Here is a 21,707-nt window from a genome sequence, read left to right as displayed (position 1 = left end):
ACCGCACGAACGACGACGGCGGTGCCCGCGGCAGCCCAGCGCTGCCGCCGGCACCGACATGGACACGAACAGGACGAGGGACATGCCGAAGCAGAAGACCCACAAGGGCACGGCCAAGCGCGTGCGCGTGACGGGCTCCGGGAAGTTGGTGCGCGAGCACACCAACAACCAGCACAAGTTCGAGGTCAAGTCCTCGGGCCGGAAGCGCCGCGTGAGCGGGATCGGCGTCCTGTCCAAGGCCGACGCGCCGCGGATGAAGAAGCTGCTCGGTCTCTGACCGCCCTTTACTGACGAGAAGACAGGAGCTCTCACGTGGCACGCGTGAAGCGGGCGGTCAACGCCCAGAAGAAGCGTCGTAGCGTCCTCGAGCAGGCCAGCGGTTACCGCGGCCAGCGCTCGCGGCTGTACCGCAAGGCCAAGGAGCAGATCCTCCACTCGGCCACCTACAACTACCGCGACCGCAAGGTGCGCAAGGGTGACTTCCGCAAGCTGTGGATCACCCGCATCAACGCCGCGGCCCGCCTGAACGACATGACCTACAACCGGTTCATGCAGGGCCTCAAGCTGGCCGGCATCGAGCTGGACCGTCGTGTCCTGGCCGAGCTGGCCGTCAACGAGCCGGCCACCTTCGCCGCGCTCGTCGAGTCCGCCCGGGCCGCGCTCGCCGCGAACCCTGAGGCGACCGGCGCCCAGGCCGCCTGAGCCTGGAGCACTGACGACGCCGCCGGCGTCCGGCCCCCACGGGTCGGCGCCGGCGGCGTCGCCGTCTGTCCGGGGCGAGATCTGCACACTCGCCCGCATCAGCCGCCCGATGAGGGCGAGTGTGCAGATCCCGTCGAGGAAGGGGACCGCGTGACCGAGCTGCTGACCGAGCGGTCGGCCCGCATCGTCGCCGCGCGCAAGCTCACCCGGCGCGCCGGCCGGGACGCCGCCGGCCTGTTCCTCGCCGAGGGCCGCCAGGCCGTGGTCGAGGCGCTGGCCGACCCCGACGGCGTCCGCGAGGTCTTCACCACCGAGGCCGCGGCGGCCGCCCACCACGACCTGCTCGCCGGCACCACCGTCCCGGTGCGGCTGGTGACGGAGAAGGCCGCGGCCGGTCTCTCGGAGACCGTGACCCCGCAGGGCCTGGTCGCCGTCTGCGCGCTCCGCGACGTCCCGGCCGAGAGCCTCACGACGGCGCCGCCGCGGCTGTCGGTGGCGCTGGCCGAGCTCGCCGACCCGGGCAACGCCGGGACCGTGCTGCGGACCGCCGACGCGTGCGGCGCGGGTGCCGTCGTCTTCGGCGCCGGGTCGGCCGACCCGTACGGCGGCAAGGCGGTGCGGTCGAGCGCCGGGAGCCTGTTCCACGTCGACGTCGTCCGCGGCGCGCCGCTGGGGACGCTGCTGCCCGCCCTCCGGGCCGCCGGGGTGACGGTGCTGGCCGCCGACGGCGGGGGAGAGGACTCCCTCGACCAGCTGGGCCCGCAGCTCGCCGGCCCGGTGCTGTGGCTCTTCGGGAACGAGGCCCGTGGGGTCCCCACCGAGCTCGCCGGACTGGCCGACGCACGCGTCCGGATCCCGATGCGCGGGCGGGCCGAGAGCCTCAACCTCGCCGCTGCCGCCGCGATCTGCCTCTACACCACCCAGCTCGCCCAGCGCTGAGCCGGCGCGGGGTCAGATCAGCCCGGCACGCTTCCAGAGGCGCTCCGAGGGACCGCCGACCAGGCCGACGCCGCGGAGGAACGAGACCAGCCCGGCCGCGGACTCCTTGAGCTTCGCGTTGTAGTGCTCGTTGCCCCGCGCCGCCGCCCGGGCCACCTTCGGGTCGAGGCCGACCGCGGCGTAGACCTGGGGCTGCACCAGGTTCTCGGCGACGATGGCGGCGCACGCGGCCACCATCGTCCGGTGCCGGCGCAGCTGGAGGAAGGACAGCTCCGGGGTGCGGCGGGCGACCTCCTCGCGGGCGAAGCGCATGTGCCGCGCCTCCTCGACGACGTGGATCTGGCTCGTCGCCCGGGTCAGCGGCTGGACGCGCTCGTCCTTCATGAGGTCGCGCTGGAAGATGTCGAGGATCTCCTCGGCCACCAGGATCGCGGCGTACGCGGCCGGCCCGTCCGCCCGCTTGGCGTAGCCCTTGCCCAGCTTCAGCAGGGTCGCCGGCGGCCCGTAGGACGGCGCCCCGAACGTCTGGGCGGTCCGGGCGAACATGACCGAGTGCCGGCACTCGTCGGCGATCTCGGTGAGCGCCCACTGCACGTGCGGCTGGGCCGGGTCGTCGCCGTAGATGTCGCGCAGCACGAGCTGCATCAGCAGGTGCTCGAACCAGATGCCGATGCCGGAGATCGAGCAGTACTCGTGGATGGTCAGCGTGACCCGCTGGGAGTGGTCCAGGGAGTGCCACAGCGGCGTGCCGTACAGCGTCGACCACTCGGGTGACAGACCGTAGAGGTCCTCGGGGATCGGCGCCGTCCAGTCGATGTCCACCACCGGGTCGTAGGACCTCTTGGCCGCCGACCCGAGCAGCCGGGTGGACAGCGCCTGGCGGTCGACGGGCGCCTTGCTCGTCGAGCGGTCGGGCGCGGACGGAAGGATGGTGGTCATCGGCGGGCTCCCCCAGGACGTCGAGTACGACTGGAACGGAAGGTAGCTGTTACCTTGGAACACATGCAACGGGTGGCCGAGACGCCGGGTGCGTCCCAGGCCGCCACCCCGCCGCCACCCGCGACCGACGGGCGGCGGTCCCGCTGGACCGAGCACCGCAGGGCCCGTCGCGAGGACCTCGTCGGCGCCGCCGTCGCCGCGGTGCGGCTGGTCGGACCGGACTTCTCCGTCGACGACGTCGCGCGCAGCGCCGGGGTCTCGAAGACCGTCATCTACCGCTACTTCAGCGACAAGGACGAGCTGATCGACGCCGTCCTGGACCGCATCTCCCAGGCGATCCTGCTGCCGCGCCTGCTCGGCGAGCTCGTCGTCGACCGGGGGGACGACCGCGACCGGCTGCGGGCGGTCATCGCCGCGTTCGTCGCGCTCATCGAGGACGAGCCGGCCCTCTACCGCTTCGCCTACGCCCAGACCGGCCGTGCCGGCCGGGCGGACCTCGTCGCCGCCACCGAGCACGCCGTCGCCACGGCGCTCGGCGGGCTGATCGAGGACCGGCTGGCCAAGGCGGGCCGGCCCACCGAGGGCGCCATGACGTGGGCGTACGGCGTCGTCGGCATGGTGCAGCTGGCGGCGCACTGGTGGTCGGTGGCGCGCACCGTGCCGTCGCAGGACCTGGTCGACCAGCTCACCGCGCTGGCCGACGGCGGGCTGGGGACGCTGCTCCCACCGCGGAGCTGACCGGAAGGGGGCCGATGGGCGAGCACGAGGAGCCAGAGGGCTACGAGGGCGAGGTCACCGTCGTCGTCGACGGCGTGACCAGCACCGCCCGGGCGGCACTGGGCGCCCGTTTCGACCCGCTCGCCGGGTCCGTGGTGTGGTCCGGCCGGGTCGCGGCGCGGGTGGCTCCGCGCACGCGGCTGGAGATCACCACGCCGCAGGGCAGCTCCGTCGCCGAGGCCACCGAGACCGACCCCTGGGGCAACACGCGGGTCACCGGGGTGGGCCGGCCGCCGTTCCGCGTGGAGCTGCTGGACGAGGTCGGCGGCTGACGGTCAGCGCGCCGCGGTCCGCCCGGCCGCGTGCTCGGCGGCGGCCAGCAGGCCGGCCAGGTCGTCGGCGTCGGCGGGGAACCGGGCCGCGCCGGTCGACACGCTGAGCACCACGGGGAGGTCCTCGACCACGACCGGGCCGGCGACGGCCCCGGTCAGCTGGTCGAGCACCCGCTCGGTCTCCTCCTCGCTGGTGGCCGAGGCCAGCCCCGAGAGGACGACGGCGAACGAGTCGCGGGTCCACCGGGCGACCAGGTCGCCGCGGCGCAGCCGGCTCCGCAGCCGCTCGGCGGTGGCCCGCATCGCGGCCTCCGCGGCGGCCGGGCCGTGCTCGCACTCCAGCTGCGCGTGGCCCTGCACGACGACCACGATGAGCGCCACGGCGTCGCCGGTGGCGCGCGCGTTCCACAGCGCCGTCTCCACCTGCTGGCGCAGGTGCGCCGCCGTCGGCAGGCCGGTCAGCGGGTCGGTGACGGCGAGCTCCTCGATCTGCGCGAGGTAGCTGTGGGAGCGGTCCCGCTCCCGCTGCAGCGCGCGCTCGGCCTCGACGCGCTCGGTGACGTCGACCTGCACGCCGATGTACTGCACGACCGCACCCGACTCGTCGGTGACCGGCGACAGGTGGAGCTCGTTGAACCACGGGTAGCGCTCCGGCCCACGGACGTTGAGCAGCACCTCTCGGCACTCCGCACCGGCGGCGACGGCGTCCCGGATGCGGGCGACCGCGGCGGCGTCGGTGTCCGGTCCCTGGAGGAAGCGGCAGTTGCGCCCGAGCAGCTCCTCGCGGGGCAGCCCCGCGAGCCGCTCGAAGGCGGCGTTGACGTAGACCAGCGGCTGGTCGGGCAGGCGGACGTCGACCAGGCAGACGCCGCTCGGCGTGGCGTCGAGCGCGCGCCGGGCGAGCGCGTCGCCGCCGAGGAGCCCGGCGGCGGCCGCCGTGGCTGCCGTGGCTGCCGGCAGCGCCGGCCGGGACGCGGGGTCCGGCGCGCTGCCGGGCGCTCCGGGTGCCACCCGCCCGAGCAGGCTGCGCGCGGCGCGCACCGCCACGTCGCGGTCGTAGGTGAGCGCGTACTCGAACTGCCGCTCCAGGTCCGGGCCGGTCGTCCCGAGGTCGCGGGCCAGCAGGGCCACGCTGAAGTGCGGGGCCAGGACGACGACGTCCCACTCGCCGCGCACCGGGTCGGCGGGCGCGAGGTCGGCACCGCGCAGCCCGGGGAGCGGCTCGACCGGGAGGCCCTCGCCGAGGGCGCACACGAACCCGGTCCGCTCGACGAGGTCGCGGTAGCGCTGGGTGGTCGAGGGCGTGAAGTGGCGGGCCTCCTGGAACGCGGCCGCGACGACGCAGGTCTCGCCCAGCCGCATCGCCTCGCGCTCGAGCTGCTTGCTCAGCTCGATCAGCAGCGTCTTGGGGGCGCGCCGCAGCCGGGTGCCCTCGGGGAGGCAGGCGAACGGTGAGTCGGACGCCCCGACCGGCGCCTCGTGCGCCGGCGCGGGGAGCGCGCCGGCGGGCCGGTCGGTGGACGGGGTGTCGGTGGGGCGGCCGAAGAGCCACCCCTGCCCGAGCGTCGCGCCGAGGGCGCGGGCCATCGCCAGGTGCCGGCCGTCCTCGATGCCCTCGGCGAGCACGGCGGCGCCGGTGGCCTCGGCGTAGGCGTTGACCGCGTTCATGATCTGGGCGATCGCGGGGCCGGGCCGCTCCTGCACCAGGCGCAGGTCCAGCTTCACCACGTCGGGCCGCAGCAGGGGCATGAAGGCCAGGGACATCGGCTCGGCGCCGACGTCGTCCAGCGCGATGCCCCAGCCGAGCTCCCGCACCCGGGCGACCGTGCGCAGCAGCTCCGCCGGGCGGGCGGCGATCGCCCGCTCGGTGATCTCCAGGACGACGCGCAGCCGGCCCGGTGCGGAGTCGGCGATGGCCAGCAGCTCGTCGAGGGGTGCGGTGTCCAGCACCTCCGGCTCGACGTTCACGAACAGGGCGAGCGGGGCGAGGACGCCGTGCCGCACCGCGCCGTCGAACGCCGCGACGCGGCAGGCGCCGTCGAGCTCGGCCAGCCGGCCGGCGACGCGGGCCGCAGCGAAGAGCTGGTCGGGGCGCTCCAGCGGGCCCTGCGGCCCGCGCGCGAGGGCCTCGTGCGCGACGACCCGGCCGGTGTCGAGCTCGACGATGGGCTGGAAGACGCTGCGGACCCCGCCGGGGGCCAGCGCCTCGGCGAGGGCTGTGACCAGGGCAGGGTCGGGCATCGGGCGCACGGGGTCCACGGGTCGTCGATCGGCCGCTCGGTGCCCGGACCGAAGCCGAGCCGCGGCGTCCCACCCCGAAGGGGGAGGTCAGGCCGGCAGCGTGATCAGCACGACCGCCGCGGCCGCCGTCGTCAGCCCGGCCACCTGGGCGGGCACCAGCCGCTCGCGCAGCACGAGCTGGGCGAGGACGACGGTGCTCACCGGGTACAGCGAGGCGAGCACCCCGGTGATCGCCAGCGGACCGCCGGCCTGGGTGGCGAGCAGGAACAGCGCGTTGGCCGCCATGTCGCCGACGCCGGAGACGACGACCAGCGGCAGCGCGGCCCTCGTCGGGCGGACCGACCGGCGCCCGGCGAGCGCGACCAGCAGGACCAGCCCGACCGAGGCGGCGCGCGCGGCGACCAGAGGTGTGAGGCCGGCGTCCTCCGAGGTCCGGTCCAGGAGGACGAAGAAGAACCCGAACGCCGTGCCGGCGAGCAGGGCCGGGAGGAGGCTGCCCGGCCGCGCGGCCCGCAGCGCGCGCAGACCGCCCTCGGCCGAGACGAGGACGACGGCGACCAGCGCGAGCAGGATGCCGGCGGCGGCCCACGGCCCGATGCGTTCGCCGCCCAGCAGACCGACCAGGACCGGGACGGCCGCGGCGGTGACGGCGGTGACCGGGGCGACCACGCTCATGACGCCGGTGGCCAGCGCTCGGAAGAAGACCAGCAGGCCGGTGGAGCCCGCCAGGCCGGCGGCGGCCCCCCAGCCGACGTCGGCGGCGGTCACCGGGCCGCCGAGCCAGGGGAGGAGGACGAGCAGCGCGGCCAGGCCCGCGAGCTGGGAGAGGGCGACGACGGCGAACACCGACGCCCTGCGGCTGGCCAGCCCGCCGAGGAAGTCCGAGGCCCCGTAGACGACGGCCGACGCCAGCGCGAGGACGACCGCCACGCCCACCTCCCGGGTCCGGTCCGCGCCGGTGCGCGCCCGCGGTCGTTCTAGCACCCCCGTACGGGGAACCCAGGCGCGGGCCGGGCAGGAGGGCGGGCAGAATGGCCTCCCGTGTCTGGCGCCAACGATCCGTACGACCCGAAGCAGGTCGCCGCGCTCTCCCAGGAGTCCCTGGAGGAGGCGCTGACGCTCGGCGTCGCCGCCTTCGCAGCAGCCGCGGACCTGGAGCAGCTGGCCGCCGTCCGGCCCGACCACCTGGGCGACCGCGCGCCGCTGCTGCTGGCCCGTCGCGAGCTCGGGGCGCTGCCCCCCGCCGCGCGGTCCGACGCCGGCAAGCGGCTCAACGGCGTGCTCGGCGACCTGAAGAAGGCCTACGCCGAGCGGCTGGAGCAGCTCGAGGCCGAGCGGGACGCCCGGGTGCTGGCCGAGGAGCGCGTCGACGTCACGCTGCCGTGGGACCGCACGCCCCGCGGCGCCCGCCACCCGCTGACGACGCTGACCGACCGGATCGCCGACATCTTCGTGGGCATGGGCTACGAGGTGGCCGAGGGGCCGGAGCTCGAGGCGGAGTGGCTGAACTTCGACGCCCTCAACATCGGGCCGGACCACCCGTCGCGCTCGATGATGGACACCTTCTTCGTCGCACCGGAGGACTCGGGCCTGGTGCTGCGCACGCACACCAGCCCGGTGCAGGCGCGCACGATGCTCGACCGGCAGCCGCCCATCTACGTCGTCGCGCCGGGGCGGGTCTACCGGACCGACGAGCTCGACGCGACGCACCTGCCGGTCTTCCACCAGGTCGAGGGCCTCGCCGTCGACAAGGGCCTGACCATGGCCCACCTGCGCGGCACGCTGGACCACCTGGCCCGCCAGCTGTTCGGGCCCGACGCGCGCACCCGGTGGCGCCCGCACTTCTTCCCCTTCACCGAGCCCTCTGCGGAGTTCGACGTCTGGTTCCCCGAGCACCGCGACGGCCCGCAGTGGGTCGAGTGGGGCGGCTGCGGGATGGTCAACCCCAGGGTGCTGCGCGCCTGCGGCATCGACCCCGACGAGTACTCCGGCTTCGCGTTCGGCATGGGCATCGAGCGGGCGCTGCAGTTCCGCTCCGCCGTCTCGGACATGCACGACATCGCCGAGGCCGACGTCCGTTTCACTTCTGCGTTCGGGGTTGAGCAGTGAAGGTCCCTGTCAGCTGGCTGTCCGAGATCGTCGACCTCCCGGCCGGCATCACCGTCGAGCAGCTGGACGCCGCGTTCGTGCGGCTGGGCTTCGAGGTCGAGGAGATCGTCCGCCCGCCGGCGACCACCGGCCCGCTCGTCGTCGGCCGCGTGCTGGAGATCGAGGAGCTGACCGGCTTCAAGAAGCCGATCCGCTACTGCCAGGTCGAGGTCGGGGAGAGCGAGCCTCGGGGCATCGTCTGCGGCGCGCGGAACTTCGCCGTCGGCGACCTGGTGGTCGCGGCGCTGCCGGGTGCCGTGCTGCCCGGCGACTTCGCCATCGCGGCGCGGAAGACCTACGACCACGTCTCCGACGGGATGATCTGCTCGGTCCGCGAGCTCGGCATCGGCGAGGACCACGCCGGCATCCTGGTGCTGGGGCAGGAGGGCTTCGAGCCGGGCACCCCGGCCGCCGACGTGCTGGGCCTGGAGGACGTCGTCTTCGACCTCGAGGTGACGCCGGACCGCGGCTACGCCATGTCGATGCGCGGCATCGCCCGCGACCTGGCCGGCGTCCTCGGCGTCTCCTGGCGCGACCCGGCCGACCTGCCCCTGCCCGAGTGGTCGGGCGCCCCGGCGTGGCAGGTCAGCGTCGCCGACCCCGACCGCTGCGACCGGTTCTCCATGCTGGCGCTGGAGGACCTGGGCCCGGCGGCGCCCAGCCCGTGGGCGCTCCGGCAGCGGCTCGCCCAGTGCGGGATCCGCAGCATCTCGCTGGCGGTCGACGTCACCAACTACGTGATGCTCGAGCTCGGCCAGCCGATGCACGCCTTCGACCGCGACACCGTGCGCGGGCCCATCACGGTCCGGAGGGCGGCGGCGGGGGAGCGGCTCACCACCCTGGACGGCGCCGACCGCGCGCTGACCGAGGACGACCTGCTCATCACCGACGAGTCCGGCCCGATCGGCATGGCCGGGGTCATGGGTGGCGCCTCGACCGAGATCGGGGACGGCACGACCGCGGTGCTGCTGGAGGCCGCGCACTGGGAGCAGACCGGCATCTCCCGCGGGGTGCGCCGGCACCGGCTGCCCAGCGAGGCGGGCAAGCGCTTCGAGCGCGGCACCGACCCCGAGGTCACCGTCGTCGCCCTGGCCCGCGCCGCCGGGCTGCTCGTGGAGCACGGCGGCGCCCGGGTGGTGGGTGCCCCCGTCGACGTGGACACCCGAGGCCCGCGCCCGGTCATCGCCATGGACGCGGCCCTGCCCGGGCGCGTCGCCGGGGTCGCCTACACCCGGGAGCAGGTGGTCGAGGTGCTGGCGGCGGTCGGCGCCGAGGTGGTCGGCGAGGGCGCCGCGATCCGGGTGACTCCGCCGTCGTGGCGAGCCGACCTGCTGGAGCCGGCCGACCTCGTCGAGGAGGTCGTGCGCTTCCGCGGCTTCGACGAGATCCCCTCGATCCTGCCGACCGCGCCGCCCGGGCGCGGGCTCACCGAGCGGCAGCGCCGCCGGCGCAGCATCGGTCGCGCGCTGGCCGACGCCGGCTACGTCGAGGCCCCGGCCTTCCCCTTCACCGGGGCGCCGCAGCTCGACGCGCTCGGCCTGCCGGAGGACGACGACCGCCGCCGGGTGAACACCGTGCGCAACCCGCTGTCGGAGGAGGCGCCCGCGCTGCGGACGACGCTGCTGCCGGGGCTGCTGGCCTCGCTGGGCCGCAACCTCGCCCGCGGGCTCCGCGACGTCGCGCTGTTCGAGCACGGCGCCGTCTTCCCCGGTGGGGAGCGGTCCGCCGCGCCGCTGCCGGGGGTCGACCGCCGTCCCGACGACGCCACGCTCGCCGCGCTGCTGGGCGCGGTCCCGGCCCAGCCGTGGCACGTGGCCGTGGCGATCACCGGCCAGCGCGAGCCTCGCGGCTGGTGGGGCCCGGGCCGCCCGGCCGAGTGGGCCGACGCCGTGCAGGCTGCGCGCGTGGTGGCGCAGGCGGCCGGTGCGGAGCTGACCGTGCGCGCGGGTGAGCGGGCGCCGTGGCACCCGGGCCGCTGCGCCGAGCTGCTGGTCGACGGCACGGTCGTCGGGTACGCCGGTGAGCTGCACCCGAAGGTCTGCGAGAACCTCGGCCTGCCGCCGCGCACCTCGGTGATGGAGCTGGACGCCGACGCGCTGCCCGCGCCCGCCGTGCCGCAGGCGCCGCCGATCTCCACGTTCCCGCCGGTGCTCATCGACCTCGCCGTCGTCGTGCGGGACGAGGTGCCGGCGGCGGAGGTCGCCGCCGCGCTGCGCGAGGGGGCGGGGGAGCTGCTGGAGTCCCTTCGGCTGTTCGACGTCTACACCGGTGCGCCGGTGCCGTCGGGCTCGCGCTCCCTGGCCTACGCGCTGACCCTCCGGGCCCCGGACCGGACGCTCACCGGCGAGGAGGCGACGGCGGTCCGCGACGCGGCGCTCGCCGCCGCCACCGCGGCGACCGGGGCCCAGCTCCGTGCCTGAGCTGTCCGGCGTGGCCCTGGTGACCGGGGCGTCCACCGGGATCGGCCGGCACCTCGTCGAGGGGCTGGCCGCCCGCGGCATGGCGGTGGCCGGGCTCGCCCGGGACGCCGACCGGCTGCGCACAGCGATGGACGAGGTCGCGTCGGCCACCGGTGCCCGCACCCTGGCCGTGGCCGCCGACGTCACCGACCGCGCGTCGGTCGAGGCCGCGGTCGCGGAGGTGGTGGAGAAGCTGGGCCAGGTCGACCTGCTGGTCAACAACGCCGGGCTGATCGACGAGTACGAGGTCCCGGTGTGGGAGGCCGACGCCGACCAGTGGTGGGACGTCGTCGCCAGCCACGTCCGCGGCGCGCAGCTGACCATCCGCCACGTGGTGCCGTGGATGGTGCTGCGCAACCGCGGGCGGGTCGTGAACATCGCCAGCGGCATGAGCACCCGGGCCAACCCCGACTACTCGGCCTACTCGGTCGCCAAGACCGGGCTGATGCGGCTCACCGAGTCGCTGGCCACCGCGCTCGAGGGCTCCGACGTGCGCGCCTTCGACGTGGCGCCGGGCGTCGTCGACACCCCCATGACCCGCTCGATGCACATGTGGCAGGGGTTCACGGACTGGACGCCGCCGGAGGCCGTCGTCGAGCTGGTCGCCGCGATCGCCGCCGGCGAGCTCGACCAGTGGACCGGCCGCTTCGTGCGGGCGGGCAAGGACGACCTCGACGTGCTGCGGGCGACCTCGCCCGAGGACGCCGCCCGCCGGCTCCGCCTGCGCCCCTACGGCGACACCGACCCGCTGGCCTGAGCCCGGTCCCCGGACGGGGAGCTCACTCGGCCGGCTCGGCCTCGACGATCCAGACGATGTTGCCGTCGGGGTCGGTGACGCCGAACAGGAGCGGCGCGCCGGGCGCCCGGGTCGGGGTGGGGCCGACCTCCACGTCGCCCCGGGCAGCCAGGCGGGCGTGCTCGGCGAGGACGTCGGTGCTCTCGACGCCGATCGCCGAGCCACCCGGCTCGTCGCCGCCCATGGGCGGGTTCAGGGCGAGGCGGGCGGCCGAGCCGCGGGGAGCGACCTCCAGCCAGCGGTCCTCGCCCGCCTCCCCGTAGCGCTGGTCGCCGCGGACCTCGAAGCCGAGGACGTCGGTGTAGAAGGCGAGCGCGGCGTCCTGGTCGCGCACGGTGAACATCGCGGTGGAGAGCTGGGTCAGCGTGGTGGCCGTGGCCTGTGAGGTGGTCATACGGCTCAGACCTCCGGCCGGGCCGGAACTCATCGCCACCGGCTGGACGGGTCAGGCGACGGTCGCGAACAGCGGGGTGGCGCCGGAGAGGTCGACCAGGCGGCGCACCGAGCTCGACGGCCGGCGCAGCTCGGGGATCCGGCCGGAGCGCCGGGTCTCCTCGGTGGCCCGCACGACCATGCGCAGGCCGCGGCAGTCGAGGAACGTGGTGCCGGAGACGTCGACGGCGACCGGCGGCCGGCGGTCGTGGTCCGTGGCGTCCCACAGCGCGACGACCGTCGAGTCGACCTCGCCGCGCAGCAGGAGGACCGGCCCAGACTCCTCGTCGACGAGCTCGATGGTGCCGAAGGCCTCGACGGTCACGGTGGGCTCCTCCCTGCGCGGCGCACCTCGCCGCACACGAACCACTGTGCCGCTGGGTGCTGACAGAAACGCGGACGGTGACTGTCCCTCACCTGTGAACCCCGTATGAACGTTCATGCATGGTCGTGTATGGTCATGCATCGTGGACGCGCAGACGTGGACGGTCGGGGTCACCGGCGCCACCGGGTACGCGGGAGGCGAGGTGTGCCGGCTGCTGGCCGGGCACCCGAACCTCCGGCTGGCCGGGGTGCACGCAAACTCGAGCGCCGGCCGACGCCTGGGCGAGCTGCAGCCCCACCTGCTGCCCTTCGCCGACATGGAGGTGCAGCCCAGCGACGCGGCGAGCCTCGCCGGCTACGACGTCGTCGTCCTGGCGCTCCCGCACGGGGAGTCCGCGGCCATCGCCGACCAGCTCCCGGCCGAGACGCTGGTCATCGACTGCGGCGCGGACCACCGGCTCAACGACCCCGCTGCCTGGAACCGCTGGTACGGCGGCGTGCACGCCGGCACCTGGCCCTACGGCCTGCCGGAGCTGCCCGGCCAGCGGGAGAGGATCGCCGGCGCGACCCGGGTCGCCGTCCCCGGCTGCTACCCGACCTCGGTCACCCTCGCCATGGCGCCGGCCCTGGCGGCGGGCATCGTCGGGCCCGACGTCGTCGTGGTCGCCGCCTCCGGCACGTCCGGGGCCGGCAAGTCGCCGAAGCCGCACCTGCTGGGGAGCGAGGTCATGGGCGCGGCCAGCGCCTACGGCGTCGGGGGAGTGCACCGGCACACCCCCGAGATGGTCCAGGGGCTGTCGCAGGCCGCCGGGGGACCGGTGAGTGTGAGCTTCACGCCGACCCTCGTGCCCATGAGCCGCGGCATCCTCGCCACCTGCTCGGCGCCCCTGGATCCGGGCGTCGACGCCGCGGCCGCCCGCGCCGCCTACGTGCAGGCCTACGCCGACGAGCCGTTCGTCCACCTGCTGCCCGAGGGCCAGTGGCCCACCACGGCGCAGGTGCTCGGCGCCAACACCGTCGCGCTGCAGCTCGCGGTCGACGCCGACGCGAACCGGCTGGTCGTCGTGGCCGCCGTCGACAACCTGACCAAGGGCACCGGCGGAGCGGCGGTCCAGTGCGCCAACATCGCCCTGGGCCTCCCCGAGACCACCGGCCTCCCGGTCGTAGGAGTCGCACCGTGAGCGTCACCGCCCCGCAGGGGTTCTCCGCCGCCGGCGTCGCCGCGGGGCTCAAGTCCTCCGGCGACCCCGACGTCGCCGTCGTCCTCAACACCGGGCCGGACGACGCCGCGGCCGCCGTCTTCACCACCAACCGCTTCCCGGCCGCGCCCGTGCAGTGGAGCCGCCAGGTCCTCGCCGGTCAGCGGGTGCGTGCCGTCGTCCTCAACTCCGGCGGGGCCAACGCCTGCACCGGCCCGGAGGGCTTCCAGGACACCCACGCCACCGCCGAGCACGCCGCGGCCGGGCTGGGCATCGGCGCGATCGACGTCGCCGTCGCCAGCACCGGGCTGATCGGCGTGCGGCTCCCCATGGACAAGCTCACCGCCGGCGTCACCGCCGCGGTCGAGGCGCTCGGCGAGGACGGCGGGCCCGACGCCGCCCGCGCGATCATGACCACCGACAGCGTCCCGAAGACCACCGTGCAGGAGCGGGAGGGCTGGACCGTCGGCGGCATGGCCAAGGGCGCCGGCATGCTCGCGCCGAGCCTGGCGACGATGCTCGTCGTCCTCACCACCGACGCGACCGCCGACCCCGACGTCCTCCAGCGGGCGCTGAAGCAGGCGACGGCGGTCAGCTTCGAGCGGGTCGACTCCGACGGGTGCCTGTCGACCAACGACACGGTGCTCGTCATGGCCAACGGGGCCACCGGCGCGACACCGTCCGAGGAGGAGCTCACCGAGGCGCTCACCGCGGCCTGCACCGACCTGGCCATGCAGCTGCTCGCCGACGCCGAGGGCTCCACCAAGGACATCGCGATCACCGTCCGCAACGCCGCCAGCGTCGAGGACGCGCTCACCGCCGGCCGGGCGTGCGCGCGCAACAACCTGCTCAAGACGGCCCTGTTCGGCAACGACCCGAACTGGGGCCGGGTGCTGGCCGCGATCGGCACCACCGACGCCGCCTTCGAGGCCGACCAGGTCGACGTGACCATCAACGGCGTCACCGTCTGCCGCGGGGGCTCCATCGGCGACCCGCGCGAGGGCGTCGACCTCACCGGCCGCGCCATCACCATCGACGTCGACCTCCGGGCCGGCGCCGAGCAGGCCACCGTCTGGACCAACGACCTGTCCATCGCCTACGTGCACGAGAACTCGGCCTACTCCACATGAACCAGGACCCGACCCCGCCCGACGTGCGGATCGACGAGCACGCCCCGCCGCCGAAGCTGCCGCGCACCGTCGGGACCCACCGGGTCATGCGCACCCACGACCCCGAGGGCGACGCCGCGAAGGTCGCCGTCCTCACCGGGGCGCTGCCCTGGCTCAAGGAGTTCCACGGCAACGTCGTCGTCATCAAGTACGGCGGCCACGCCATGGTCGACGACGCCTGCCGCCGGGCCTTCGCCGAGGACATGGTGTTCCTGCGGACCTGCGGCATCCTCCCGGTCGTCGTGCACGGCGGCGGCCCGCAGATCAGCGCCATGCTCACCCGGCTGGGCATCGCCAGCGAGTTCCGCGGCGGGCTGCGGGTCACCACGCCGGAGACGATCGACGTCGTCCGCATGGTGCTCACCGGCCAGGTCGGCCCCGACATCGTGGGGCTGATCAACCAGCACGGCCCGATGGCCGTGCACCTCTCCGGTGAGGACGGCGGCCTGTTCACCGCGCAGCGGACCACCGCGGTCGTCGACGGCGAGCCCGTCGACGTCGGCCTGGTCGGTGACGTGGTCGCCGTCGACACCACCCCGGTGCAGGCGCTGCTGGACGCCGGCCAGATCCCCGTCGTCGCCAGCGTCGCGCCCGACCGGGACGGCGTCGTGCACAACGTCAACGCCGACACCGCCGCGGCGGCGCTGGCCGCGGCGCTCGGCGCGGTGAAGCTCGTCGTCCTCACCGACGTCGAGGGCCTCTACGCCAACTGGCCGGACCGCGACTCCCTGGTGCAGCAGATCGACGCCACCGAGCTGGCCGAGATCCTGCCGGGCCTGGACTCGGGCATGGTCCCGAAGATGGCCGCCTGCCTGCGGGCGGTCGAGAGCGGGGTGAAGCGGGCGACCGTCGTCGACGGCCGCACGCCGCACGCCCTGCTGCTGGAGATGTTCACGACCGAGGGCACCGGGACGATGGTCGTCCCTGCCACGACCACGAAGGAGGGCACAGCACCATGACGCACACGGAGGAGCTGGCCCGCCGCTGGTCGGCGGTCATGATGAGCAACTACAAGGTGCCGCCGGTCGCGCTGGCCTCCGGCAGCGGTGCCACGGTCACCGACGTCGACGGCGCCGAGTACACCGACCTGCTGGGTGGCATCGCGACGACGATCCTCGGCCACGCCCACCCGAAGGTCGTCGAGGCGATCACCGCCCAGGCGGGGAAGCTGGGGCACGTCTCCAACCTGGCCATGCACGAGCCGGGGGTGCTGCTCGCCGAGCGGCTGCTCGACCTCGCGGGCCGCCCCGGCCGCGTCTTCTTCTGCAACTCCGGGGCCGAGGCCAACGAGGCGGCGTTCAAGCTCAGCCGGCTCACCGGCCGCCCGCAGGTGATCACCGCCGAGGGCGCCTTCCACGGCCGGACCATGGGCGCGCTCGCGCTCACCGGCCAGCCGTCCAAGGCCGCCGCCTTCGCCCCGCTGCCGGGCGGGGTGTCCTACGTGCCCTACGGCGACGCCGACGCGCTGGCCGACGCCGTCTCCGAGCAGACCGCGATGGTGCTGCTGGAGCCGATCATCGGCGAGGGCGGCGTGCTGCCCGCGCCCCCCGGCTACCTGGCCTCGGCCGAGGCGGCCGCGAAGGACGCCGGCGCACTGTTCGCCCTCGACGAGGTGCAGACCGGCATCGGCCGCACCGGCCACTGGTTCGCCTCCCAGGCCGACGGCCTGCAGCCCGACGTCATCACCCTGGCCAAGGCGCTCGGTGGCGGCCTGCCGATCGGCGCGATGCTCGCCTTCGGGGAGGCCGCGGAGCTGCTGACGGCCGGCTCGCACGGCTCCACCTTCGGCGGGAACCCGATCGCCGCCGCGGCGGCCCTCGCCGTCCTCGACACGATCCGCGACGAGGGCCTGCTCGAGCGGGCCAAGGAGCTCGAGCACCGGCTCACCGCCGGCATCGAGGGCCTCGGCCACCCCGGCATCAGCGGTGTCCGGGGGAGGGGTGCCCTGCTCGGCGTCGTCCTCACCGCCGACGTCGCCGCGGCCCTGGAGACCACGCTGCGCTCGGCCGGCTTCCTCACCAACGCGGTGGCCCCGGGCGTGCTCCGGCTCGCCCCGCCGCTCGTCCTCACCGACGCCCAGGTCGACGCCTTCGTCGCCGCCCTGCCGAGCGCCCTCGACACCGCGATGGAGACCCAGCAGTGACCCGGCACTTCCTCAAGGACGACGACCTCTCCCCGGCCGAGCAGGCCGAGGTGCTGGCGCTGGCCGCCTCGCTCAAGGCCGGCCGGGGCACGGCGGAGGCGCCCACCCCGCTGCGCGCGGCCAACGGGACGCCGCGCCCGGTCGCGGTCCTGTTCGACAAGCCCTCCACCCGGACCCGCGTGTCCTTCTCCGTCGGCATCACCGAGCTCGGCGGCTTCCCGCTGGTCGTCGACGCCGGCAGCAGCCAGCTCGGCCGCGGCGAGTCGGTGGAGGACACCGCCCGGGTGCTCGACCGGCAGGTGGCCGCCATCGTCTGGCGGACCTTCGGCCAGGAGCGCATCGAGGCCATGGCGGCGACCAGCCGCGTCCCGGTGGTCAACGCGCTCACCGACGAGTACCACCCGTGCCAGATCCTGGCCGACCTGCAGACGGTCATCGAGCACAAGGGCTCGCTCGCCGGGCGCTCCATGACCTACCTGGGCGACGGCGCGAACAACATGGCGCACTCGTACCTGCTGGGCGGCGCCACGGCCGGCATGCACGTGCGGATCGGGTCCCCGGAGACCTTCCAGCCGGACCCGCAGGTGCTGAAGCGGGCCGAGGAGATCGCCGCCGCGACCGGCGGCTCCGTCGGCTGGACCGCCGACGCCGACGCCGCGGCCGACGGCGCCGACGTGCTGGTCACCGACACCTGGGTGTCGATGGGCCAGGAGGGCGAGCACGACTCGCGGGTCGCGCCGTTCCTGCCCTACGCGCTGGACGAGGCGGCGCTGGCCCGGGCCGCCGACGACGCCGTCGTCCTGCACTGCCTGCCGGCCTACCGCGGCAAGGAGATCGCCACCGACGTCATCGACGGGCCCCAGAGCGCGGTCTGGGACGAGGCGGAGAACCGGCTGCACGCCCAGAAGGCCCTCCTGCTCTGGCTGCTGGAGCGGTCATGACCTCCGCCGTCGGCCGCTCGGCCCGCCAGGCCCGCATCCGGGAGCTGATCGAGGCGCAGCCGGTCAGCTCCCAGACCCAGCTGGCCGCCCTGCTGGCCGAGGCCGGCATCGAGGTCACCCAGGCGACGCTGTCGCGGGACCTGGAAGAGCTCGGTGCGGTCAAGCTGCGCGGTTCCGACGGCGCTCCGGCGTCCTACGTGGTCCCGCCGGAGAACGCCCCGCTGAGACCGGCGCAGGCCGCTCCGGCGCGGCTGACCCGGCTGCTGGCCGACCTGCTCACCAGCGCCGAGGGCAGCGCCAACCTCGCCGTGCTGCGGACGCCACCCGGCGCGGCGCAGTTCCTCGCCTCGGCGCTGGACAAGGTCGGCCTCCCCGACGTCCTGGGCACGATCGCGGGGGACGACACTCTGCTGGTCGTCTCGCGGGCCCCCGACGGCGGGCCCGCCCTGGCCGACCGGCTGCGGGCGCTCGCGCAGCGCACGCCGGCCGTCTACCCCGAACTGAGCGCCGACCTGGAAGAGGAACCCGGCACGTGAGCAGCCCCGCACCTGGATCGCAGACCCGGCTCTGGGGCGGTCGCTTCGGCGGCGGCCCGTCGCCGGCGATGGCGGCGCTGAGCAAGTCCACCCACTTCGACTGGCAGCTCGCGCCGTTCGACCTGGCCGGCTCCCGGGCCCATGCCCGCGTGCTGCACCGCGCCGGCCTGCTCGCCGACGACGAGCTCGAGCAGATGCTCGGCGCCCTCCGCGAGCTCTCCACCGAGGTCGCCGACGGCACCTTCACCGCGATCGAGAGCGACGAGGACGTGCACGAGGCCCTCGAGCGCGGCCTCACCGAGAAGCTGGGGGCGCTCGGCGGCAAGCTGCGCGCCGGCCGCAGCCGCAACGACCAGATCGCCACCGACCTGCGGCTCTACCTGCGCCACCACGTGCGCACCCTCGTGGGCGAGCTGTCCTCGCTGGAGTTCGCCCTGCTGGGGCTGGCCGAGCGGTACCAGGACGTCGCGGCACCCGGCATGACCCACCTCCAGCACGCCCAGCCGGTGCTCATCGCCCACCAGCTCCTGGCGCACGCCCACTCGATCGCCCGGGACGTCGACCGGCTGCGCGACTGGGACAGGCGCGCCGCGGTCAGCCCCTACGGCTCCGGGGCGCTGGCCGGCTCCTCGCTGCCGCTGGACCCCGACGCCGTCGCCGCCGAGCTCGGCTTCGACCGGGCGTCGGAGAACTCGATCGACGGGGTCAGCGACCGCGACTTCGCCGCGGAGTTCTGCTTCGTCGCGGCGCTGCTCGGCGTGCACCTCTCCCGGCTGGGGGAGGAGGTCGTGCTCTGGACCTCCACCGAGTTCGGCTGGGCCCGCCTGGACGACGCCTGGGCGACCGGGTCGTCGATCATGCCGCAGAAGAAGAACCCCGACATCGCCGAGCTGGCCCGCGGGAAGTCCGGCCGGTTCGTCGGGAACCTGACCGGCATCCTCACGATGCTCAAGGGCCTGCCGCTGGCCTACGACCGGGACCTGCAGGAGGACAAGGAGCCGGTCTTCGACTCCATGGACCAGCTGCTCCTGCTGCTGCCCGCCGTCACCGGGATGGTCGCGACCCTGACCCTGCGCCCCGAGGTCCTGGAGGCCGCCGCACCGCAGGGCTTCGCGCTCGCCACCGACGTCGCCGAGTGGCTCGTCCGCCAGGGCGTGCCGTTCCGCTCGGCGCACGAGATCAGCGGCGCGATGGTGGCCTTCTGCGAGGAGGCCGGCCTGGAGCTCGACCAGCTCGACGACGACCAGCTCGCCGGCATCGACGAGCGCCTCACGCCCGACGTGCGCTCGGTGCTCTCGGTGAGCGGCGCCCTGGCCGCCCGCAGCACGCGTGGCGGGACGGCGCCGGTGCGCGTGGCCGAGCAGATGGCCGGGCTCAAGGCGCTGGCCACCGAGCACGCGGGCTGGGCGTCGTCGTCGCCGGTGGCGCCGGCCCTCTGAGCATGGCGGAGCCCTCCCGGCCCGGGCCGGGCCCCCTCGTGCGCGAGGAGGACCTGCTCGGGCCGGTCGACGTCGTGGCCCGGTCGCTGCTGGGCTGCTGGGTGGTGACCGACCGGCCGGAGGGCACGGCCGCGCTGCGCCTCACCGAGGTCGAGGCGTACTCCGGCTCGGGCATCGACCCGGCCGCCCACTCCCACCGCGGGCCGACGCCGCGCGCGGCGATCATGTTCGGCCCGCCGGGGCGGCTCTACGTCTACTTCTCCTACGGCGTCCACTGGTGCGCCAACGTCGTCGTCGGCCCGGAGGGCGACGGCGAGGCGGTGCTGCTGCGGGCCGGGGAGGTCGTGGTGGGGGAGGAGCTCGCCCGGTCGCGACGGCCGGCGGCCCGCACCGCCCGGGACCTGGCCGGCGGGCCGGCGCGGCTGACCCAGGCGCTGGCCATCGGGCCTACGGACCTCGACACCGACCTGCTGGACCCGGCATCCCCGGTGCGCCTGCACCAGGGGCCGGCGCCGGCCGGCATCTCGGCCGGACCGCGGGTCGGCATCAGCGTGGCGACCGAGCTGCCGTGGCGGTTCTGGGAGACCGGCGCACCCTCGGTGAGCGCGTTCCGGGCGGGTGGGAAGCCGCGGCGGCGGGGCGCCGGGCAGGATGGTCTCCCGTGACCACGCCTTCCGCCCCCGGAGTGATCGACGAGCTGCACCGGCGAGGCCTGATCGCCCAGAGCACCGACGAGGCCGAGCTGCGTGAGCACCTCGCCGCGGGCCCCGTCGCCTACTACGCCGGCTTCGACCCGACGGCGCCGAGCCTGCACGTCGGGCACCTGCTGCAGTTCATGGTCCTGCGCGCCCTGCAGCGGGCCGGGCACCAGCCGGTCGTCCTCGTCGGCGGCGCCACCGGGCTGATCGGCGACCCGCGCCCCTCCTCCGAGCGGCAGCTCAACGACCCGTCGGTCGTGGCCGCCTGGGTGGACAGCATCCGCCGTCAGGTCGCCCCCTTCCTCGAGCTGCCCGCCGAGGCCGACGGCCTCAAGAGCCCGGTCTACGTGAACAACCTCGACTGGACCGGTGAGCTGTCGGCCATCGACTTCCTGCGCGGCCTGGGCAAGCACTTCCGCGTGAGCAAGATGCTGGCCAAGGAGGCGGTGTCGGCCCGGCTGAACAGCGAGGCCGGCATCAGCTACACCGAGTTCAGCTACCAGATCCTGCAGGCCAACGACTACCGCGAGCTGCACCTGCGGCACGGGGTCACCCTGCAGACCGGCGGCTCGGACCAGTGGGGGAACCTGACCGCCGGCATCGACCTCGTGCGCCGCACCGAGGGGGCGTCGGTGCACGCCCTGTCCACGCCGCTGGTCACGAAGTCCGACGGCACCAAGTTCGGCAAGAGCGAGGGCGGCGCCGTCTGGCTGGACCCGGCGCTCACGTCGCCGTACGCCTTCTTCCAGTTCTGGCTCAACGCCGACGACGCCGACGCCCGCGCCTGGCTCCCGCTGTACTCCGAGCGGCCGGCCGAGGAGGTGGAGGCGCTCGTCGCGGAGAGCGTGGAGCGCCCGGCGGCCCGGACGGCCCAGCGGGCGCTGGCCGAGGAGCTCACGAGGCTGGTCCACGGGGAGGAGCAGCTCCGCCAGGCCGAGGCCGCGGGGCGGGCGCTGTTCGGGCGGGAGGACCTGGCGTCGCTGGACGCCGGCACCCTCACGGCGGCGCTGCAGGAGGCGGGGAGCGTGACGGTCGAGGGCGAGCTGCCCACCGTCGCGCAGCTGCTGCAGCAGACGGGCCTCGTGGGCTCCCTGTCGGAGGCGCGGCGGACCGTCAAGGAGGGCGGCGCCTACCTCAACAACGAGCGCGTCACGGACGCCGACGTCGTGCCGGGGGAGGAGGCCTGGCTGCCCGGCGGGTGGCTGGTCCTGCGCCGAGGACGGCGGACCGTCGCCGGGGTGCGACGGGGCGCCTGACCTGCGGACCCACCGGTCCGGAGCCGGCCTCCAGGGCGTGTCCGGCGTCACCCGGGCCCGGGTTTGACGTCGCAGTGAACGGGCGTGTAACTTTCTCTCTGCGCCGCGCGGCCCGGGAGGGCCGCCGGACCGGGGCCTGCGGGTAGCGGGCCGACCGGAAACCGGCGTAGAGTTGGACATCCAGCCAGGGACGAAGCCCGGAAGGGTCGAGTTTCTGCGCGTCCGCTCCTTGAGAACTCAACAGCGTGCCGAAAGTCAGTGCCAAGTAATACCCCGTGCCAGGGCTTTGTGCTCCTG

At 75.0% G+C, this 21,707-nt stretch carries 22 protein-coding genes; 17 read left to right on the top strand and 5 right to left on the bottom strand.

The window, feature by feature from the left end; all coding sequences use genetic code 11:
* The first annotated feature begins 82 nt into the window (after positions 1–82).
* The 3 genes from rpmI (at position 83) to E4P43_RS11210 (ending at position 1,641) form a co-directional block, all read left to right on the top strand.
* Positions 83–277 (top strand): 50S ribosomal protein L35, encoded by a 195-nt coding sequence (gene rpmI / locus E4P43_RS11220; protein ID WP_104525481.1) that lies wholly within the window; start codon positions 83–85, stop codon positions 275–277.
* 35 nt (positions 278–312) lie between these two features.
* Positions 313–702: a 50S ribosomal protein L20 gene (gene rplT, locus E4P43_RS11215; protein WP_135145534.1), complete on the top strand. Its 390-nt coding sequence runs from the start codon at positions 313–315 to the stop codon at positions 700–702.
* 150 nt (positions 703–852) lie between these two features.
* Positions 853–1,641 carry an RNA methyltransferase gene (locus E4P43_RS11210; protein ID WP_135145533.1) on the top strand — a complete coding sequence of 263 codons (789 nt, stop codon included), beginning with the start codon at positions 853–855 and terminating at the stop codon, positions 1,639–1,641.
* A 12-nt stretch (positions 1,642–1,653) separates the two neighbouring features.
* Here the strand turns inward: E4P43_RS11210 and E4P43_RS11205 are convergent, their stop codons facing one another.
* Positions 1,654–2,580: a diiron oxygenase gene (locus E4P43_RS11205; RefSeq protein ID WP_135145532.1), complete on the bottom strand. Its 927-nt coding sequence runs from the start codon at positions 2,578–2,580 to the stop codon at positions 1,654–1,656.
* 63 nt (positions 2,581–2,643) lie between these two features.
* On the opposite strand from E4P43_RS11205, the gene E4P43_RS11200 reads away from it, so the two are divergent.
* Positions 2,644–3,318 (top strand): TetR/AcrR family transcriptional regulator, encoded by a 675-nt coding sequence (locus E4P43_RS11200; protein ID WP_135145531.1) that lies wholly within the window; start codon positions 2,644–2,646, stop codon positions 3,316–3,318.
* 14 nt (positions 3,319–3,332) lie between these two features.
* Positions 3,333–3,629 (top strand): DUF4873 domain-containing protein, encoded by a 297-nt coding sequence (locus E4P43_RS11195; protein ID WP_135145530.1) that lies wholly within the window; start codon positions 3,333–3,335, stop codon positions 3,627–3,629.
* A 3-nt stretch (positions 3,630–3,632) separates the two neighbouring features.
* Here E4P43_RS11195 and E4P43_RS11190 read toward each other — a convergent pair whose 3' ends face one another.
* Together E4P43_RS11190 and E4P43_RS11185 are read right to left on the bottom strand one after the other, a co-directional pair.
* Positions 3,633–5,870, bottom strand: a complete 2,238-nt coding sequence (locus E4P43_RS11190) for an EAL domain-containing protein (RefSeq protein ID WP_167759154.1) — start codon at positions 5,868–5,870, stop codon at positions 3,633–3,635.
* 87 nt (positions 5,871–5,957) lie between these two features.
* The gene (locus E4P43_RS11185; protein ID WP_135145529.1) at positions 5,958–6,800 is read right to left on the bottom strand and encodes a DMT family transporter; all 843 of its coding nucleotides are present in this window, start codon (positions 6,798–6,800) and stop codon (positions 5,958–5,960) included.
* A gap of 111 nt (positions 6,801–6,911) precedes the next feature.
* On the opposite strand from E4P43_RS11185, the gene pheS reads away from it, so the two are divergent.
* Genes pheS through E4P43_RS11170 form a run of 3 tightly spaced genes read left to right on the top strand, consistent with a single transcriptional unit; the run spans position 6,912 to position 11,234 of the window.
* Entirely contained in the window at positions 6,912–7,979 is a 1,068-nt protein-coding gene (gene pheS / locus E4P43_RS11180) for a phenylalanine--tRNA ligase subunit alpha (RefSeq protein WP_135145528.1), read from the top strand.
* Entirely contained in the window at positions 7,976–10,438 is a 2,463-nt protein-coding gene (gene pheT, locus E4P43_RS11175; protein WP_135145527.1) for a phenylalanine--tRNA ligase subunit beta, read from the top strand. The genes pheS and pheT overlap by 4 nt, the downstream gene beginning before the upstream one ends.
* Complete coding sequence (locus tag E4P43_RS11170) at positions 10,431–11,234, top strand: SDR family oxidoreductase (protein ID WP_135145526.1); 804 nt, start codon at positions 10,431–10,433, stop codon at positions 11,232–11,234. Before pheT ends, E4P43_RS11170 begins: the two co-directional genes overlap by 8 nt.
* Before the next feature lie 22 nt (positions 11,235–11,256).
* Here E4P43_RS11170 and E4P43_RS11165 read toward each other — a convergent pair whose 3' ends face one another.
* Both E4P43_RS11165 and E4P43_RS11160 read right to left on the bottom strand, forming a co-directional pair.
* Entirely contained in the window at positions 11,257–11,667 is a 411-nt protein-coding gene (locus E4P43_RS11165; RefSeq protein ID WP_135145525.1) for a VOC family protein, read from the bottom strand.
* A gap of 51 nt (positions 11,668–11,718) precedes the next feature.
* Complete coding sequence (locus E4P43_RS11160; RefSeq protein ID WP_167759153.1) at positions 11,719–12,030, bottom strand: STAS domain-containing protein; 312 nt, start codon at positions 12,028–12,030, stop codon at positions 11,719–11,721.
* A 142-nt stretch (positions 12,031–12,172) separates the two neighbouring features.
* Here E4P43_RS11160 and argC point away from each other — a divergent pair, with 142 nt between their 5' ends.
* The 9 genes from argC to tyrS are packed head-to-tail and all read left to right on the top strand — an operon-like array spanning position 12,173 to position 21,410.
* Positions 12,173–13,210: an N-acetyl-gamma-glutamyl-phosphate reductase gene (gene argC / locus E4P43_RS11155; protein WP_245159084.1), complete on the top strand. Its 1,038-nt coding sequence runs from the start codon at positions 12,173–12,175 to the stop codon at positions 13,208–13,210.
* Positions 13,207–14,358: a bifunctional glutamate N-acetyltransferase/amino-acid acetyltransferase ArgJ gene (argJ, locus tag E4P43_RS11150; RefSeq protein WP_135145522.1), complete on the top strand. Its 1,152-nt coding sequence runs from the start codon at positions 13,207–13,209 to the stop codon at positions 14,356–14,358. The genes argC and argJ overlap by 4 nt, the downstream gene beginning before the upstream one ends.
* Entirely contained in the window at positions 14,355–15,356 is a 1,002-nt protein-coding gene (gene argB, locus E4P43_RS11145) for an acetylglutamate kinase (RefSeq protein WP_209313838.1), read from the top strand. The genes argJ and argB overlap by 4 nt, the downstream gene beginning before the upstream one ends.
* Positions 15,353–16,540, top strand: a complete 1,188-nt coding sequence (locus E4P43_RS11140; protein ID WP_135145521.1) for an acetylornithine transaminase — start codon at positions 15,353–15,355, stop codon at positions 16,538–16,540. Before argB ends, E4P43_RS11140 begins: the two co-directional genes overlap by 4 nt.
* A complete protein-coding gene (gene argF, locus E4P43_RS11135; protein ID WP_135145520.1) occupies positions 16,537–17,481 on the top strand; it encodes an ornithine carbamoyltransferase in 945 nt (314 codons plus the stop codon). The genes E4P43_RS11140 and argF overlap by 4 nt, the downstream gene beginning before the upstream one ends.
* Complete coding sequence (locus E4P43_RS11130; protein WP_135145519.1) at positions 17,478–18,017, top strand: arginine repressor; 540 nt, start codon at positions 17,478–17,480, stop codon at positions 18,015–18,017. Before argF ends, E4P43_RS11130 begins: the two co-directional genes overlap by 4 nt.
* The gene (gene argH, locus E4P43_RS11125) at positions 18,014–19,456 is read left to right on the top strand and encodes an argininosuccinate lyase (RefSeq protein ID WP_135145518.1); all 1,443 of its coding nucleotides are present in this window, start codon (positions 18,014–18,016) and stop codon (positions 19,454–19,456) included. Before E4P43_RS11130 ends, argH begins: the two co-directional genes overlap by 4 nt.
* A 2-nt stretch (positions 19,457–19,458) precedes the next feature.
* Complete coding sequence (locus E4P43_RS11120) at positions 19,459–20,121, top strand: DNA-3-methyladenine glycosylase (protein WP_135145517.1); 663 nt, start codon at positions 19,459–19,461, stop codon at positions 20,119–20,121.
* A complete protein-coding gene (gene tyrS / locus E4P43_RS11115; protein ID WP_245159083.1) occupies positions 20,118–21,410 on the top strand; it encodes a tyrosine--tRNA ligase in 1,293 nt (430 codons plus the stop codon). Before E4P43_RS11120 ends, tyrS begins: the two co-directional genes overlap by 4 nt.
* The last annotated feature ends 297 nt before the right edge of the window (positions 21,411–21,707 follow it).

Origin of the sequence: Blastococcus sp. TF02A-35 (assembly GCF_004571075.1) — a bacterium.
In the GTDB taxonomy this organism is placed as follows: domain Bacteria; phylum Actinomycetota; class Actinomycetes; order Mycobacteriales; family Geodermatophilaceae; genus Blastococcus.
Note: the sequence above shows the minus strand (reverse complement) of the source record. Positions and strands in the feature narration are given on the sequence as shown.

Bases quoted from the DNA above. Each gene is read 5' to 3' on its own strand.
- E4P43_RS11120 (WP_135145517.1), top strand. From the start codon at position 19,459: ATGGCGGAGCCCTCCCGGCCCGGGCCGGGCCCCCTCGTGCGCGAGGAG.
- E4P43_RS11205 (WP_135145532.1), bottom strand. From the start codon at position 2,580: ATGACCACCATCCTTCCGTCCGCGCCCGACCGCTCGACGAGCAAGGCG.
- E4P43_RS11190 (WP_167759154.1), bottom strand. From the start codon at position 5,870: ATGCCCGACCCTGCCCTGGTCACAGCCCTCGCCGAGGCGCTGGCCCCC.
- E4P43_RS11195 (WP_135145530.1), top strand. From the start codon at position 3,333: ATGGGCGAGCACGAGGAGCCAGAGGGCTACGAGGGCGAGGTCACCGTC.
- E4P43_RS11130 (WP_135145519.1), top strand. From the start codon at position 17,478: ATGACCTCCGCCGTCGGCCGCTCGGCCCGCCAGGCCCGCATCCGGGAG.
- argB (WP_209313838.1), top strand. From the start codon at position 14,355: ATGAACCAGGACCCGACCCCGCCCGACGTGCGGATCGACGAGCACGCC.
- E4P43_RS11165 (WP_135145525.1), bottom strand. From the start codon at position 11,667: ATGACCACCTCACAGGCCACGGCCACCACGCTGACCCAGCTCTCCACC.
- rpmI (WP_104525481.1), top strand. From the start codon at position 83: ATGCCGAAGCAGAAGACCCACAAGGGCACGGCCAAGCGCGTGCGCGTG.
- E4P43_RS11140 (WP_135145521.1), top strand. From the start codon at position 15,353: ATGACGCACACGGAGGAGCTGGCCCGCCGCTGGTCGGCGGTCATGATG.
- E4P43_RS11200 (WP_135145531.1), top strand. From the start codon at position 2,644: ATGCAACGGGTGGCCGAGACGCCGGGTGCGTCCCAGGCCGCCACCCCG.